Raw genomic sequence first — 15,798 nt, 5'->3', positions numbered from 1 at the left:
TTTATAATAGTAGGATGCTGCCAGTGGGGCTCAGCCCCCAAGCGTCGGGAAGTTTTTTATAAATTTTATCTTTCAACGAAACCACTTATCAACTATGCACAGGGGGGTCTTGAGTCTAAAGCCCTAAGTCCTGAAAAATCTGACTTCCGACTAAAGACTTCGGACTTCCGACTTAAACACCCTTTATTTGTCGCACCTGGCCCTCATTGCTATGAATGCCGTATTTTATTTTTGATATTTATTTTGCAAAACCGGTCAATAAAAATTAACGCTAAAACCAACCCCATGAGAACTGTAACTTTTGGCATGAACATCAGCATAGATGGCTGTTACGAACACACCAAATTTAATGGCGATGAAGAAATTCACCAATATTTTGCCGACCTGGCGCACGACGTAGACCTGGTGGTATACGGACGTAAAATGTACGATTTGATAGTTCCGTACTGGACCGAGGTGGCCAAAACCCAGTAGGGCACGGCAGCGGGAAATGCGTTTGCGCAAACGGTTGTCGACGTTGATAAAATTGTTTTTTCGCGCACCCTCCAAAGCGTGGAAGGTAATACACGCATTCTGCGCGACAACCTGGAAGCCGAAATCCTGGACCTGAAACAGCAGCCCGGCAAAAAAATCTCCATCGCCGGCGTAAGCCTGCGTTCGCAACTCATGGCGCTCGGCCTGGTCGACGAAATGCATATTGTAATTCACCCGGTAATTATTGGCGAAGGGAAAAAGCTGATGGAAGATTTCCCGCTGCCGGAAAAACTAAACTGGAAACTGGTAGATACCAAGGTTTTTAAATCGGGATGCGTGGGGTTGCATTATTTGAGGCAGTAAATTCGGCTTGAGGCAAGAGGACATTGCCATAGTGATACAGCAGGCATTAAACACTTTGAAGTATTTTGGGGCAATAAATTCATTATTTATCGTTGGCTATTTGTTTTAATAAACCCTCCCATTCTTCTTCGGTAAAAGGCTCTGGTTCAGGCGAATTTTTAAGGGCTTTCTTAAGTGCTTCGTTATTTTTGCCTGTTTTTATCCCAAAAGCGGTAGTTCCTCCGGCGGCAATAATTTCCTCAGGAGACACACTTTTGTGAATCCGGGATGCGCCTTTACCTGTTAGGTTCGTTTTCATATTTGCCTCCTTTCTATTACCAAATATACATATATTTCAGCGTTAAAAAAGTGTAGGCTTAGTTGTGATGAGTGTGGATGCTTTCAATTCCCAGCTCAAATACATATATACTATTTCCCCGTCTTTGCCTCTTTATTCTTGGCTCCTGCCTTCCTCATGGCCGTCTTGTCTCAAATCTCATATCTCATATCTCACATCTCAAATCTAATTTTGGCGTTCCCTGCGGGCCGTGCTGTTCGTTCATACTGCACAGGCCTTAGGCGCTGGGCCGGTATCCACTGCCATCACTAACGCGGGTTGTGGGGAAGGGTTGGTGCTTTGCAACAGCATTATGATTTACATGCGGGCGCACAGGCTTGAGGGAGTGGTGAGAGCGAAAAATGCTTATTCTAGCGATCATTTAGGAGTCATAACCCTAGGGTCGGCAGTTCGATCCTTCTCCCCGCTACTCATTTACAACCCTTTACGATTAAAATCGTGAGTGGCTTTTTTCTTGTTAACGGTTTCGACTTTGCGGGCATGTTACTTGAAGATATGAAACACAGCTTATATATCCTAAATATTTCAAACTATTTCGAGACATTTTAGCACACAGTAAAAAACCAATCTAAAATCGATCAGAAATCCCGGCAAGGTAATAAAGCTGGTATTGCATTAAATATCGAATGGTAAGCCGAATTTGAAAGGAAAAAAAATAACTAAATTAGCGATTCAACTTTGATAGATGATTAAACGATTAATTGATGAATTAGCCAATGACAATATTAATCTAACGCAAGCTTTAACCCGGACTAAAATTCTGGCGTTCCAACTCGACAATCAGATATTGCAAGAATGGCTTAAGTATGAAATTGGAGGTTATGAAGGTAATGAGCAGCTATTGCCGAACTATAGAAAAATTCAATGCGAAGCCAAAATTACTGTATCAGATAGATGGGGACGCGCAAAGACTTTCCCATTGAACTTTGCAAACTGGCCAGAAATGCAGGTCTTGTTCTCTAATCGCGAAATTTTACACGGCATTCCTGCTTTGGAAAGTAATTATGTGACATTGGGGGATTCTGAAGTTGGTGTAATTGAATTTCCGGCAGGGATTATTCAGGAGTTATACGCACCTTTGAAATTGCGAGAGCAAGGATTAAAGATTGATTCTGCTGGTCAGCAAATTCATAAATTGCAGTTGAAAAACATTATTGAGCTAACACGGCAGAAGCTAATCGACACGTTGCTACAACTTAACAAAGAATTTCCAGATTTTAACGATAGTTTCAAGATGAGTGAAGAAAATAAAGATAAAGCCCAAAATATTATAACTAACAATATTTACGGGAGCAATAATCCTGTTAACCTTGCAGCTGGCCATCATGTTGAACAGAAAGATTTTACTTTCAACACTGCCGTTAGTTATAACGAGTTGGAAAAATTTGGTGTTGATCAATCGCAGATAGAAGCGTTACGCACAATTGTCGAAAAAAACCAACACGATAAACCATCACTACAAACAAATTTAATGCATTGGCTAGCCACAACTACTACTGCCATTGCCAGTAAGGGTCTTACCGAGCATTTACCAGCATTAATAGAATTTGTCCACAACTTGGTAAAATAATTTAAGGGTTAGATATCCTAGTGCGTCCTCGCCCGTGTTGGTGTTCCCCTTCGCCGTTGTTGGAGTTGTCTCCAACAACTCGTTCCCGGCGGCCCACTCGTTAAAACGTAAGCCGTATGCTAATTCCTTTTAGTTGATAACTCGGCGATTGATAACGATAAAACCGGGTGCAGGGGCTTTGGCTATTACGACGCAGTAAAGGTCCACGAGTTTGTTGGAGACAACTCCAACAAAGTGCGGTCGAGAACACCAACAAGGGCGTAGTTAAATTAGCTTATCGACTTTTAAATCTGTAAATAGTTTTTTCCAACCAGAGATTTCGTGCCCCATATAATCACCAAATATACCTCGACCCTTACTGTTATAGTTTTGATCTAAAAGTGATAGTTGATTATTTTCGGAAAATTCTTTAGTTTGTTTTCTTAGCATATCCCTAAATGAAAAGTGCAACACGAAATGGATTTGTTCTTCAGGCAAAATTCGTATAACCGCTATACCCTTGGCTTTAGCAAAGTTGAGTGCACTGATTTGTAATGATGCAGTAGTTGCAAAGATTGCTTTCACATTTAATCCTGCAATTTGACTGACTTTTGTATGAAACTCTTCCAAGTCGTCAACAGGAATTGGATGGTTATAGTTCTTACATTCTACAACTATAAGAATACCCATTTCACTTTCTCCTCCATAATTCACTTCAATCGAAATATCCGTAATAATGTTTTTTTGACGATCTCGTGAAAAATAACCTTTTTTCCGATAAATTTTGCTGTTTGCCGGGTTGACCAATAGGCGGCCTTCAATCAATTCCTTCTTTAGATTTTCGTAGACCTCTATTTCGAAATCAGTGCCTTTTTTATAAGAATTCATTTTTTGTTAGCGTCAAAACGTTGTGTTCTAAATTACAAAATCTACTTAATTGCTTTAATTTACTCTGGTACTCTTGGCTGTCTTTATCTGTGAAATGAGATCAAAAAGATATTTTTCAAGTTCCTTAAAATCTTTAAAATTAGTATTGTTTAGGTCTTGGGGAACAAAAGGCTTTCCCGAAAGATATAAAAATAATTGTAGACCTACACTTACGTGAGCCTGCAACTGTATCCGATCTGCCTCCCTTTTTAATACTGTTTGATGAATAACATTTTTCAATCGGTCGTCAAGATCGGGATATATTAATTCCCCACTAATTTCTTCTTCATCGTTGAAATAGAAATTGGATAGTTGCGCTAGTGCAGCACCAAGATATTTCATTAGGAGAACATCATCAATCACGGAGTCGGCAATCAAAGATTTTAAGGCAAAAGCGTCGGCTTCGATTTCCGCATCGTAAAACTTTTTGAAATCTTCCACGGTTGCGTGATACTCCGGATCACTCATAGCAATGTGTAATTTTTTTAAATTACTGTGTAATGTCAAATGCCCAATTTCATGAAAAAGGATGTAGGCGACACAAGCTTCAAATAGGTTTGTAGCGCTTTCCGTCCATTTATCAGGTTTATCGGGTCTTGCAGCTCCGTCCGGCCAATGGGTAACTTCAGTTATAAGTGAACGAGCCCAACTCAACGTTATGTTGATCTTATTCATTTCAGTCCGATCATTAAAAGTTACAACGTCTTGATCTAGCATGGCCTTATCGTAGTATAAACTATTGAGTGCTACCATAGTATAACTGCAGCACCATAAGAAGGCCATATGTATATCTTGTATAATGATTCGATTAGTCCCTGGCTCCGCATTGGGCGCAGCGATAGGAAGTGGTCTGTCATCATACATAAAATTGATGCCCAGTTCTAAGATATCACCCTGAACATGTTTTGGTAACCTGTTAGTGATATGGCTCATCAGTTTCTGTAAGTCAGGTTTTAAAATAACTACCGGATTATACCACTCGCGTTTCATAATTTTTGGATTTGTTTTAGGATAGTCTTCAATCTTCTAATTAGGCTATCGTAGGTAATAATATCCACCACGTTTTCGTACTTTCTTTTCACGATCTCGAAATATAAAAGCGGTGCAGCACTTCGGTCATTGTCCCACCCCATGATAATCAGGCCACTGGGATTCGTAATTTTCAATTCTATCTCTTTTGGGAGATTTCTCCCTCGGTTATTGGCATGTTTTCTGTTGACGTATTGTTAACAGTTCTTAGCTTTTCCTTTGGCTTATTTAAAAGATACGATAACTCACTTTAATATAAAAGACTTATTAAATTCATTTACAGCTTTAACGCAATCTGCAATTATTATGCTACCTGTTCCTGTGCTTCGCTATCGAAAAGTGGATTTATCTCTTAAAATAATGAGGCCTGATTGGTCTACCCACGGAACTAATTCTTCTGCCAGGAAAAGCTTGTCTATTACTTTCTTTCGCGGAGGCCGGTAATTTGTGCCATAGCAGCGATATTTACCGTCTGGCGTAACAGCCATCACTTTTAATTTAGGGTAATTATCACTTTCTTTCTGGCAGACCCAGTCTCCGATTTTGAATTTTGTTTCCATGGAATCAGTTGTTATTCGCCTGAAATAAATGTTAAAAACTCCTGCCCCAACGGTGTTGTTCTGGCCGCTAATGCACCGTCCCCGGTCATCGTTGTTCTTATACCGCTGGTATTGTGAAAGCCTGCTACTCTCAGGTCATCCCAAATAATGTCGACCAGTTCACTGTGCTCTTTTAGTTCTGGAAACGCATGACAGATAATTGTGAAAATACTTGTACCCATATAGTTCGGGATAGTAATACCGGCTTTCTGCAACCATCCGCGTGGATCGTCGATAAAATCCAACAGCTTAATGTGCCATGATGTAAATTTATCCAACTGAGTTAAAAAGATGTGGCTTTTAACTTTAGACGGCGCTTCGCCCAGCGCGGTGTGCAGTAACGCATTTTTGAAAGCCATAATTTTTTCTTCTTCGCTGGTTTTCAATGCATAGGTAGTCGCCTGTAAGACGACATCAATGAATTGGTCATTGTTACTGAGTTCATTTAAGTCGATATCTCCAGCATCTTCGAGCGCCCTTAAGCGCCCGGCTATATCATTCATCCATTCCGCCCGCCGTTTCTCCATCGGCGGCGTGATTACCAAACTGAAAATTTCAGCGGCAAGTGCGCCTAAAATTGGTATAGATCCTACTCCGCCTTTAGCAAGGCTATATAGTGCGTCTTTAGTAGTGGTTTTTTGCGGTTCAGCTGACATGGTTAAATTTATCAAATTTTGGCTTAAATGCTAAAAAATGTTTCACTTCAGCCCCCTTGACGCAAGTCTTGTGCAATCACCCAACGTCCGGATGGCTTGTGACTCCGTTAATGTGACATAAGAAGAAGCAAGAGTTTGCCATCATCCAACAATTTCGACTATAATATTTCGACAATTAATCCGTCCTGGCAGTCACTTGCCTCAGCTTCGGCATCTTCGCGATTTTCAAACACGCGATTGTTGCCGTTCACGTCTGTTACAATAATGGCATGTTCCAGGCCACCATGCATTTCAATTATTATATAACTCATGATATAAATTTAAGTGGTAATATTATTATATTCGTTGTAACTTATCACAAAACCATGCAATTGAAAACTTATTTACGCCTGTTATCCCCATTCGTTTTAGCTATTTCTTTACTTACCGCGCTATCGGGCTGCCATAAATCTGCCGGGCAAGATACTGTTGTTAAGGACATTAATAAAATAGTTTATGTTTCAGGGACTTTTGATTCTACCAAAGCAGCCAATGACCGCCGGGCAGTGTATTGGAAAGACGGACAACAATTTACCCTTCCAATAAAGCTTAATACAACAGATTACCGGCTGGCTGGAGATGTATGGGCTATGACGGCAATTGGCAAGGATATTTACATTGGTGGCACAAATTACGATCATGCGGGCTACTGGAAAAATGGCGTATTCAATTCCCTTAATGTAGGCGATGGCCTTACTGTGCGAGACATGGTTAACGATGGCACCAATGTGTACACCACCATGAATACCGGCAATGGTTACCTATGTTATAGAAACACCCAATTGCTGGGTAATGGCGGCCCCTCTATCGCCGTAGATGGCGGCAACGTTTATGTGCTGGCCCTGGTAAACGGGATGCCTTTTTTGCAGGTAAACAATGTGATAAACACAGCAGTATCTTCGGAACTGGCAATTGCCGAAACAATAGCTGTTAGCAATGGCGATGTATACATTGCCGGCGAAGGCCGCAACGGTACTGGTGGTCCATTGGTTGTTAAACTGTTGAAAAACAATAAACTCATTTACTCGGCAACCGATAACTCCGGGGTCTTTTCAATAGCTATAAGCGGAAAAGACATTTATATGGTTGGCAGCGTAACACAGGGATATCCAAGCGTTGCATTATGGAAAAACGGCGTACAAACCATAATTGAACCCAATGCCAATGCCAGGGCCATAACTATCGATGGCAACGACGTTTATTTAGCCGGCAATAAAAACGCCACAGACGGAACCTACCAGGCCTGCTATTGGAAAAACGGCGTAATTAAGATATTAAATACACATAATTCAGTTGCCAAAGGTGTGGTGATTATCAACAAGTAAGTAAAATTATTGATTCGGGTAGTTAAGTGGGTTACGGCAGGCATCATATGATTACCCGCTTCGCCCATGTTGGTGTTCCCCTACCGCTCTTTGTTGTGTGTTGTCACCAACAAATATCGGCATATAAAAAGCTTTAAGATTTACGTAACGCCATCTTACTTTCGGCTTGGCTCCTTTGGCGCAAGTCTTGTGCGATAGCCCGACGGGCGGATGACTTGTGACACGGTTAATGAGACATGGAAAGAAGCAAAAGCTTGCCATCATTCAACAATTCCGATTATAATATTTCGGCAATTAATCCGCCCTGGCAGTAACTTGCCCGGTCGGCAATTGCTGCTAACGCGGGCTGTGGGGAAATCGTGGGATTAGGGCTATACAATGAGATTGTGATTTGCATACGGGACACACGCGGCACGCGTGCGCCAGTTTTGGGGGTTTTATATCAATTCCAATTATGTGGTATTAACGGTCACGGGGCATCATCTAAAACAAAGCTGGCCGGCGCGTATGCTTTTAGCATAAACGTGAGCTTACTTCCGGTGATATTTACTGGCTTACCCATTATTTCACCGCGGAGATTTACAGGTGTTGCTTTAGTATAATTTACCCCTTTCGGCAAAGTAACTGTCACATTTCCTGAATTTCCTCCTTGTTCCCATAGCCGCAAAAGGGTTGAATTTGAATTAGCAGCGGCTGTTGCAAAAACAGGATTGCCGGCGCTATTGCGGCGGAAGGCAGTAACTTGTATGCCTTTTCTTGAAACAGAAATTCCGGTTTGCCCGGCAGGAAGATTACCGGCTTTGCCTTCAGCTTCGGCCACCAGCAAAGGGGTACGGGCTTCAAAAGAGGGCGTTACCAACCTCGATTCCGTGGTGCTGTTTTTGGTAAAAGTCCATATCCTTACTTTTGAACTCCAGGTTCCCGGATACCAGTACCGGTAATTTGTATTCCACTGGTTGTTATAAAGATTAAGGTAAATAACCGGTTTATGCGGGATAAAATCCTTAGAAAACTTCCAAATCCCCGGCCTGTCGAAGCTGATTAGCGGGTGGTCAAATGGGCAGAAACCAATGCCGGCCCCATCCTTACCGGTTATAGTAACGCCGGTTCCTACAGCGTATATATCTTTATCGGCCCCTTCCATAATATCTTTGGATGGATCCATCATCCCCAGGGAACGGCCTACACTAAATTTGGGGGAATTTATTTTAAAGGGAAAACAAAACCAGTCGGCTTCGGGCCAGTTATCTTTTGCTTTATCTTTAATGGTAAGCTCCATATCAATAAATGGCTTATCATTTTGTAAGGTTATTCGCAAAGACGAAGCAGGGAAGTGATTAGCCGTATCGGCAGGCATGTCAATAACGGCTGTTTCCTGATTGGCATCTTTGGTGATTTTCAAACTACCATTTTTAGATAACGCAGCCCGGTACGGCACCTGTTTTTCAGAAATCATTCCGGGCTTGTACATATTGGGGTGCAGCCATTCGCCTTTGGATCCAAAAGCGTGTAAACCACGTCCCTGTTGATAATCGGTTACATATTTTACTGTTTGTTCGTATGTAAACCGTTCATTCATATATTGTCCCAGGCCGCGTTTAGCTTGGGCATCAACCCATTCTCTCCCTGTTCGCTTATCAATCAGCGACGAAATAATACCACGGGCCGGATCCAGCTTAATTATGAAATACTTGTTTTCTATCTTGGCTGAGCTTAAGCCGGTTGAATTATTCGCAACCAAATCTTTTTCGGTGTAGGTTTTATAGCCGGAAGGGGGAACATTCCTGGCATAGATAAATTTGTGTTGATTGCCCACCTGTACCCACTCCGACCGGCTGTAAGGGAGCGGATTATAAACTACAAAGCGCTTACCCTGGTGGTTTACATTTTGGGCAAGAATTGCCATATTGTTTGCCAGCAGCGGTTTTATAAAATTTTCTGTTTTGCGGATATAATCGGTCTTGTCTTCCCATGATCCTTCAAGGTCTTTATAGGTTTCGGGAGATAGCTTTTTAAATGCGGCTCCGTATTCATTGATATTTTGAGCACCGCCCCAGGTATGTTCTGCATAAAGCAAAACATTTTCATATGCTTTCGAAATATCTTTGGTGATATCAGGAACGGCGATGCTCCAATTTTTTAGCTGGGTGTTTAGCCCTTCAACAGTTGGTATAAGCGGGTTAATATTACGGGAAATCTTCATTCCGCCAGGATCACTCATATTGCCGTGTATCCATGTATCGGGGGCTTCTTTTTTGATAACAGGCAACTTAGGATGGGTAGGAAGTATTGCATCAGCAAAGTCGTCAAGGCGCCCCACCCTTATTTTCACTCCCGGCATTTTTTTTTCAGCTTCGTCAAATAATGCTTTAACATCGGCAAGACTTGGCGGTCCGGAATTATCGGTGGTAACAATTATAGCAGGCCATACGGAATAAGGCCAGTCGGCCGGAGGGGTAAGATTTCTTCCGACATACGGATCCCTGCCGCCCCACTCAAATGGCCAATTTAGTGCCGTAGTAGTTCCGTAAATGGGCGAATAAAGCGTTAAAACACGACTGCCATCGGGCCCCTGCCACCAGAAAAGCGGCGGATACTTCACATCTTCGCTGGGCCAGTTGCATCCGATATGCATGAATTTTACGCCGCCTTGTGCCAATCCTGTAGCCAAAACGCTCGCCTGCGAAGGCACATCAGTCATTTTTGCGCCGCGCGGCAAAGGCAGTCCATATTTGCGGGAAACGAAAGATGATGATTCGTAGGCTCTGGCCACATCCTCGGGGAACAATATCTGCGACTGAACAGAGAAAGGCATTGCATGGGTAACAAACCGCCCCGATTTGAAAGCATCTTCCAATCTTTGGTGACGTTCAGGCGTCTGTCCCGGCCAATCTTCCAATACTTTAGCCATTACCCAGCCAGGCGCTGTCCATGAAAATTGTTGTTCCTTAGGCAAATCTTTGGTCTTGTCCATAATTTCCAAAGCTTTGTCAATCATATCTGTACGATAAAACTGTACAATGTCTTTAACCCGATGAGTATAACCTATATCGAAGTGTGTTTTGAATATTACAATAACCTCCTTAACCTTCGGATTTATATATGTGGTATCAGATCGCTTGAGCTGCCCGAATACCGATGTGCTGATAAGCAGCGAAAAGGAGATTATTGCTTTCGTTATCATTATTTTCATTGTTCCTAATTCCTGTTTCGCTGTTTATTTACCGGTATCGCAACGGCCCTGTAGTTCCATTGTTAAATTAATTATTTGTACACACATAAGTACATATTAAATACAGGAACTCCAAAATTATCTTTTATAAGTTTTAAAACCACCCAGTAATTGAAGCCAGAAAGCAATCTTTGAAATGGTTAGCGACGAGCCGGCCAAAGGGGCACAATGGACTCAGCAAATTCTCCAAAACAACATCGGAATGATTGCGTTCATGTGGTTGCAAAAAAGCCGTTCCTGCCGGGGAACGGTTTTTTTGATTTAGCCATCGCTCATCCAGGAAATACTCAAATTTAACGGAGCTTATTTAAATTTTTCTGCAATTTTTTTGTTTGCTCCTGCTAAAAGCGGATTACCATGCCCAAAACAAGCAATATCAAAATTGTATTTTGCCACTTCTTTCAAGGTTTGTTTGGCCAAAACCGGGTCTTCGTATAGGATACTATAGCTAAGCCCACCCATATTCCCGCAAATATCACCGGCAATCAGCACTTGCTCTTTTTCTAAAAGTAAAGAAATATGCCCTTCGGAATGACCTGGTGAATGAATAACCCTCACACCCGAAAGTATAGGCAGTAACTGGCCACCTTGTAAAGCCATAACCGAATCTACGGGTTTGATGATCGATTTTGCGTTTCGCATAAATAAATTAAAAATCAACCAGGGAAAAAATCCCCGCGTACGGGCCATCGGTTCCCGGCCACCAACACCTTTTCTAATCAGCCTGGCATCCGTGCTGTGTGCGTATATCGGAATTTGAAGCAGCTTTTGAATATCGGCTGCTGCGCCGGCATGATCAGGATGCAGATGGGTAAGAATAATTTGTTTAATATCAATAGGTCTCTTTCCAATTTCAGATAAAGCATCAAATATCTTTTTTTCGCTTCCGGGAAAACCAGTGTCAACCAGGGTTAATCCATCATTATCAATAATAAAACAATTAACCGCGCCCAAGCTGATCTGGTAAACATTTTCAATTATCTTTTTTATAGCCATAGGTAAGTATTCATTATTAATTACCCTGGCAAAACTACTGTTAAAGGCATGCCCTTAGGTAATGCTATACTTTAGTATACCGGTATACTTAGGGAAACCTGCTTAAAAAGAAAGTGATTCGGTATCTTTATACTTCACTCAATTTTATGGAAGTTAAAGAACAATACCTTGAAAATTTGCAGGCACAATTATCACAGGAAAAGTATGCGCAAATGTTGTTACCGCTTCAGGATGCCTTAGATATTTTGAGCGGAAAATGGAAACTGCAAATCATTTTTTCCCTTAAACTTGGACGAAAACGATTTAAGGAAATTCAGAGATCAATACCCGGCATTACGCCAAAAATGCTATCAAAAGAGTTAAAAGAGTTAGAAATAAATGAACTGGCCAAAAGATTTGTATATGATACTAAACCGATGACGGTTGAATATGAACTTACCGATTATGGACAATCGTTAAAACCTGTTGTATCAGAATTGTATAAATGGGGATCGGCCCACAGGAAAAGAATTATTGGAAAAAAGTGAGTAAACTTGAATTGACTCCATCTACCCCTTCGCTGCCGCAAGCCTCCAGGCTTGTGCGCCCGCCGACAGGTAAACGCCATGCTAAGTAATCAATATGCAAATTCCGGATGTAAGTTTCATCAGGGATTTGTACTTTTAGATTAAAGCGATTAAATAGGTGCTAATTTGAAATAACTGCCTGCATTAAAGGCATGCTAATACCCTGAAAATTAATTAAATTTAAGATGATACCGGAGCTAACGACTTATGAGGATTGGATGCAACTGTTAGAACTTGCTAACGCTTTTATGCAATCAAAAGCGGTTTTGTAAGAAAACGAGCGTGCATCTTTTAATGACAGCGCCAGCCTTGAATATTCGTCGTCGTCTGTCTCCGACAACAAAATATGCTTTATCTGCTCCAGGGCGATAAGATTCGACTTCAATAGATCGCGGATGTCTCTACCCATAATGCGGGCGGTAGTAACAAAGCGATCAAAATGTGGCTGCTCCATCAGGTCCTGGTGTTTGCTGTACAGATCTTCATACTTCATTTCGATATAATTTCCGAGTATGAATCCGAGGTCCCTTCCGTCACGGTCGTCTGTCCTGCCACGATCCTTCCACGCTAATATTTTCATCACACATATTCCTGGGATGGATGCAATTTTAAAACAGACATCGCCTGATTGGATTTCAATTGCCCCGGCGCTAACCTCAACGAATCCGGCTACATTCATGGCTTTTATGTGGTCTGGTGGCCAGGTATACTGCCCCCTCGTCGTTTTGGATCGCTCCAAACGGGACAATGTCGATTTCATAAGCATTTTTATATATTAGTTTGTGGGTAGTCTTCGTCGGCGAGAACAAGCCAGAGTCAATTAATTTTTGTATGGTTTGTTTATAGGTGTCCCATTCCGGCACATACAGCGCAAAATCTACGTCGCGGGTCATGCGGCTTACTCCAAGATCATAGATCGTGTCCATGATCAGATCGCGTGCGCTTGCCCCAATAAGCAGGAAATCGTATGACTGCGGCCAAGAACCTTTTGCAGCGAATCGATGATCTCCAGCAAATAAGATGGTATCTTATTGCTCAATATATTGTAGGTACTCATCATATATTCGTTGGGCGGTTTCCAGGTTTCTGCTGTCGCCGGTAGCTGTCAGCTCGGCGTATACTAAAAGTGGGGGCACTAAATTTGGTTCAATTTGAAACAAAGGGTGTTGCGTATCCCAAAAATAATTTAATACCTCTATTTCATGATTGTCGTCTACCGGGACAAGGCTCATTTTTTTCATCCAGCTTTTTTCGTCTTTTGGAACATACATGGTCAATTTCTCCGGTGAAAGATATTTGGTGTAGCTTGCAGTAGCGGGTTCTCCTCCCCAGTTTCCCTGCCAGTCAGCAATCGGATACTGTTCGTACCCCTTTACCATGTCCTTTTTGAAAGATTGGTAACGTCCGATTAGCAGCTTTGGCCGTAGAATTTCGTTGTATCCGTTTACCCACCTTTGCAGCAATTCACGTTTTTTTAGTAAACGCTTATTGTCATCATAGTCTTCAAACAAATAGCCGCTTTGAAGCATTTCTTTGAATATGATCGTGATCGAGGCGGGTGAAATACCCACCAGATTGGCAAGCTCCCTATATGGGAAGTTTATTACTTCCGGGTCTTGTAATAGTACAAATAATAATTTCAGGCCTGTATCACCAAATAAACGGCTTTTTGTTGGAACACCGCCGGCTTTTGTTTTTTGGCCGGTATGCCGAATATAAATGGTTTTTTCATTGAGGTAAACATTGCCGGTAGCATCCATAAAATTAACCCCGATGTCCATCAGTTTTTGCGCGATCCTGGAATAGATTACCTGGCTAAGCACCAGTGTCGGCAGGTCATCGGTCTTTCTTGCGTCGGCGGCATCGCGCTGAATATAATGCAACTGGAGGTGACTAATTTGGTGCGCATAGTAGACGTTGAATTTAAGTGACACACCATTAATGGTAAAGGTGAGGATATCTCTTTCTCCCACCGCATAAACCATTGTCATTTGTACCGTTTTAGAAGCATCTCTAAATGCCGGCGGCAACATTTTAAAACTTTGAGAAAGTACGCTTCCGTAGTGCATTGTTTACTTATTATCCTTGTTTACATTTAGTAAACAAGGATAATAAGTAAACAAAAAACACATTTGCAATTAACTTTTCTTAATCACTAAATACGATACCACAGGACCGCAAAGCAACCGCTCCCTCCTAATTCAATAATATCCCGAATATCCTCTTTGATCTACAAATAATGGCCGTGGAATCAACTGAACATCGGTTTTATGAAAGTTTACACATCCTGCTTTGGTTCGTTTGATTTTGCTAAGGAGATTAACCCGCCCATTGCGCCCAGGTTCATGGAATCTAATGCCGAGCTTGGAACTATAACCATCGATCCTTTTTCTTTCAGGCCCTCAAATAACATGTTCATCCCCCTTAGGTGTAAGGCTACGGGGTTATTGATGTATTGCTCACTTGCAACCGCGAATTTTTCGGCAATCTCCACTTCGGCGGTGCCCAGTATTACCCTTGCCCTGCGTTCTCTTTCGGCCTGGGCTTCCTTGCTCATGGCATCGGCTAATAACTGAGGGATAACAATATCTTTGATGCCTACATTCTGGCAGGTTATGCCCCAGGGGTTGGTGTGCTCATCCAGTATTCTTTGCAGTAAATCCGTCACCTTATCGCGCTCCTGCAACAGCTCGGCCAATTCATGTTTACCTATTACATCCCTTAATCCTGTTTGCGCTATGTAAGCAATAGCCACCTCGTAATCCTGCACTTCAAGCGCGGCCTTTTCAACGTCCCATACAGTCCAGTACACTACGGCATCAACATTTACCGGTACGGTATCTTTGGTAAGCGTTTGCTCGGCTTTAAACTCGGTAACCCTAACCCGCTGATCAATATAATTATCTATTTTGTCAACCAGCGGTATGGTGAAAAATAAGCCCGGGCCGCGTAGCCCGGTATATTTACCCATGCGTAAAACAATAGCCTTTTCCCACTGATCGGCTATATGCACCGCGTTGGCCAAAAACAGCGAAGCTATCAGCAACAGCCCCAGGGTTAAAGCATTAATCCATCCCAAATAATACAAACCAATAGCGCCTGCTGTTAACACAACAAATATCACGGCTGCAATTGGGTTAACGCCCAACTTGGTATTCTTTTTACTACTTATCATATTATTGTTTTTTAAGTTGATTAATAATGTCGTCTGTTGAAAAACCATAGCTGAATGCAATGGACGAAAATTCGTTACAGATCTCTTTTAATTTGGCGCTTCGCTCCTTTTCGGTTATCTGGATCCTTATTTCGCTTATAAATGTGCCTGTACCCTGCTGCGTTTCTAAAATATCCTGAATTTCCAGCTCTTTGTAGGCTTTGGCCACTGTATTCAGGTTTACCTTTAAATCCACAGCCAACGAACGCACGGTGGGTAATTGTTCGCCTGTTTTCAGGTTTCCCGCAGCTATGCCAAACGTAATCTGGTCAATTATCTGCCGGTAAAACGGGGTACCCGTTTTAGGGTCTAATTTAAATTTAATCATGCTAAAATACTATTGTACTATACATATAGTACAAACATACAACAAGTTTCTTATTTTCAAAATATTAATTCAATATCTCGAAAGCCCTTCTGTTTAACTAAAAACCGGCAGCGCGTAAATATTTCAACCTTTCGGAGGGATAAATTACCGGTAGTCATGTGTAA

18 protein-coding genes and 1 pseudogene are annotated in these 15,798 nt (G+C 41.9%); 5 read left to right on the top strand and 14 right to left on the bottom strand.

The window, feature by feature from the left end; genetic code table 11:
- Nucleotides 1–285 precede the first annotated feature (285 nt).
- Nucleotides 286–474: a hypothetical protein gene (locus AC1RM2_RS25445; protein ID WP_492987922.1), complete on the top strand. Its 189-nt coding sequence runs from the start codon at nt 286–288 to the stop codon at nt 472–474.
- Nucleotides 475–525: 51 nt separating this feature from the next.
- Complete coding sequence (locus tag AC1RM2_RS25440; RefSeq protein ID WP_492988273.1) at nt 526–837, top strand: dihydrofolate reductase family protein; 312 nt, start codon at nt 526–528, stop codon at nt 835–837.
- 82 nt (nt 838–919) lie between these two features.
- Here AC1RM2_RS25440 and AC1RM2_RS25435 read toward each other — a convergent pair whose 3' ends face one another.
- Nucleotides 920–1,135 carry a hypothetical protein gene (locus tag AC1RM2_RS25435; RefSeq protein ID WP_492987921.1) on the bottom strand — a complete coding sequence of 72 codons (216 nt, stop codon included), beginning with the start codon at nt 1,133–1,135 and terminating at the stop codon, nt 920–922.
- Nucleotides 1,136–1,859: 724 nt separating this feature from the next.
- Here AC1RM2_RS25435 and AC1RM2_RS25430 point away from each other — a divergent pair.
- Nucleotides 1,860–2,744, top strand: coding sequence for an AbiTii domain-containing protein (locus tag AC1RM2_RS25430; RefSeq protein WP_492987920.1), 885 nt, complete (start codon nt 1,860–1,862; stop codon nt 2,742–2,744).
- Nucleotides 2,745–3,008: 264 nt separating this feature from the next.
- Here AC1RM2_RS25430 and AC1RM2_RS25425 read toward each other — a convergent pair whose 3' ends face one another.
- The 6 genes and pseudogenes from AC1RM2_RS25425 to AC1RM2_RS25400 form a co-directional block, all read right to left on the bottom strand.
- Nucleotides 3,009–3,611: a restriction endonuclease gene (locus AC1RM2_RS25425; protein ID WP_492987919.1), complete on the bottom strand. Its 603-nt coding sequence runs from the start codon at nt 3,609–3,611 to the stop codon at nt 3,009–3,011.
- Between the two features lie 54 nt (nt 3,612–3,665).
- On the bottom strand, nt 3,666–4,640 hold the full coding sequence (locus AC1RM2_RS25420; RefSeq protein WP_492987918.1) for a phage exclusion protein Lit family protein: 975 nt from the start codon (nt 4,638–4,640) through the stop codon (nt 3,666–3,668).
- Nucleotides 4,637–4,855 (bottom strand): annotated as a pseudogene (locus AC1RM2_RS25415) (Shedu anti-phage system protein SduA domain-containing protein); the annotation flags it as partial. The pseudogene AC1RM2_RS25415 and the gene AC1RM2_RS25420, both read right to left, overlap by 4 nt.
- A 153-nt stretch (nt 4,856–5,008) precedes the next feature.
- Nucleotides 5,009–5,239, bottom strand: a complete 231-nt coding sequence (locus AC1RM2_RS25410; protein WP_492987917.1) for a hypothetical protein — start codon at nt 5,237–5,239, stop codon at nt 5,009–5,011.
- An 11-nt stretch (nt 5,240–5,250) separates the two neighbouring features.
- Nucleotides 5,251–5,934 carry a hypothetical protein gene (locus AC1RM2_RS25405; protein WP_492987916.1) on the bottom strand — a complete coding sequence of 228 codons (684 nt, stop codon included), beginning with the start codon at nt 5,932–5,934 and terminating at the stop codon, nt 5,251–5,253.
- Between the two features lie 158 nt (nt 5,935–6,092).
- Nucleotides 6,093–6,245 (bottom strand): hypothetical protein, encoded by a 153-nt coding sequence (locus AC1RM2_RS25400; protein WP_492987915.1) that lies wholly within the window; start codon nt 6,243–6,245, stop codon nt 6,093–6,095.
- A 54-nt stretch (nt 6,246–6,299) separates the two neighbouring features.
- Between AC1RM2_RS25400 and AC1RM2_RS25395 the strand changes: the two genes are divergently transcribed.
- Nucleotides 6,300–7,298, top strand: coding sequence for a hypothetical protein (locus AC1RM2_RS25395; RefSeq protein ID WP_492987914.1), 999 nt, complete (start codon nt 6,300–6,302; stop codon nt 7,296–7,298).
- Nucleotides 7,299–7,767: 469 nt separating this feature from the next.
- On the opposite strand, the gene AC1RM2_RS25390 is transcribed toward AC1RM2_RS25395, so the two are convergent.
- Together AC1RM2_RS25390 and AC1RM2_RS25385 are read right to left on the bottom strand one after the other, a co-directional pair.
- The gene (locus AC1RM2_RS25390) at nt 7,768–10,482 is read right to left on the bottom strand and encodes a glycoside hydrolase family 38 N-terminal domain-containing protein (protein WP_492987913.1); all 2,715 of its coding nucleotides are present in this window, start codon (nt 10,480–10,482) and stop codon (nt 7,768–7,770) included.
- Between the two features lie 351 nt (nt 10,483–10,833).
- The gene (locus AC1RM2_RS25385; RefSeq protein ID WP_492987912.1) at nt 10,834–11,526 is read right to left on the bottom strand and encodes an MBL fold metallo-hydrolase; all 693 of its coding nucleotides are present in this window, start codon (nt 11,524–11,526) and stop codon (nt 10,834–10,836) included.
- A 146-nt stretch (nt 11,527–11,672) separates the two neighbouring features.
- Here AC1RM2_RS25385 and AC1RM2_RS25380 point away from each other — a divergent pair, with 146 nt between their 5' ends.
- Nucleotides 11,673–12,053 carry a winged helix-turn-helix transcriptional regulator gene (locus AC1RM2_RS25380; RefSeq protein WP_492987911.1) on the top strand — a complete coding sequence of 127 codons (381 nt, stop codon included), beginning with the start codon at nt 11,673–11,675 and terminating at the stop codon, nt 12,051–12,053.
- A gap of 244 nt (nt 12,054–12,297) precedes the next feature.
- On the opposite strand, the gene AC1RM2_RS25375 is transcribed toward AC1RM2_RS25380, so the two are convergent.
- From AC1RM2_RS25375 to AC1RM2_RS25355, 5 genes are all read right to left on the bottom strand, one after another.
- Nucleotides 12,298–12,672, bottom strand: a complete 375-nt coding sequence (locus AC1RM2_RS25375) for a hypothetical protein (RefSeq protein WP_492987910.1) — start codon at nt 12,670–12,672, stop codon at nt 12,298–12,300.
- A gap of 76 nt (nt 12,673–12,748) precedes the next feature.
- A complete protein-coding gene (locus AC1RM2_RS25370; protein ID WP_492987909.1) occupies nt 12,749–13,018 on the bottom strand; it encodes a hypothetical protein in 270 nt (89 codons plus the stop codon).
- Nucleotides 13,019–13,120: 102 nt separating this feature from the next.
- Nucleotides 13,121–14,161, bottom strand: coding sequence for a type IV toxin-antitoxin system AbiEi family antitoxin (locus AC1RM2_RS25365; protein ID WP_492987908.1), 1,041 nt, complete (start codon nt 14,159–14,161; stop codon nt 13,121–13,123).
- A 209-nt stretch (nt 14,162–14,370) separates the two neighbouring features.
- Complete coding sequence (locus AC1RM2_RS25360) at nt 14,371–15,267, bottom strand: slipin family protein (protein ID WP_492987907.1); 897 nt, start codon at nt 15,265–15,267, stop codon at nt 14,371–14,373.
- A 1-nt stretch (nt 15,268) separates the two neighbouring features.
- Complete coding sequence (locus AC1RM2_RS25355) at nt 15,269–15,634, bottom strand: GntR family transcriptional regulator (RefSeq protein WP_090643767.1); 366 nt, start codon at nt 15,632–15,634, stop codon at nt 15,269–15,271.
- Between the last annotated feature and the right edge of the window lie 164 nt (nt 15,635–15,798).

It is taken from the genome of Mucilaginibacter sp. GW822-FHT03E02, assembly GCF_058801545.1.
Note: the sequence above shows the minus strand (reverse complement) of the source record. Positions and strands in the feature narration are given on the sequence as shown.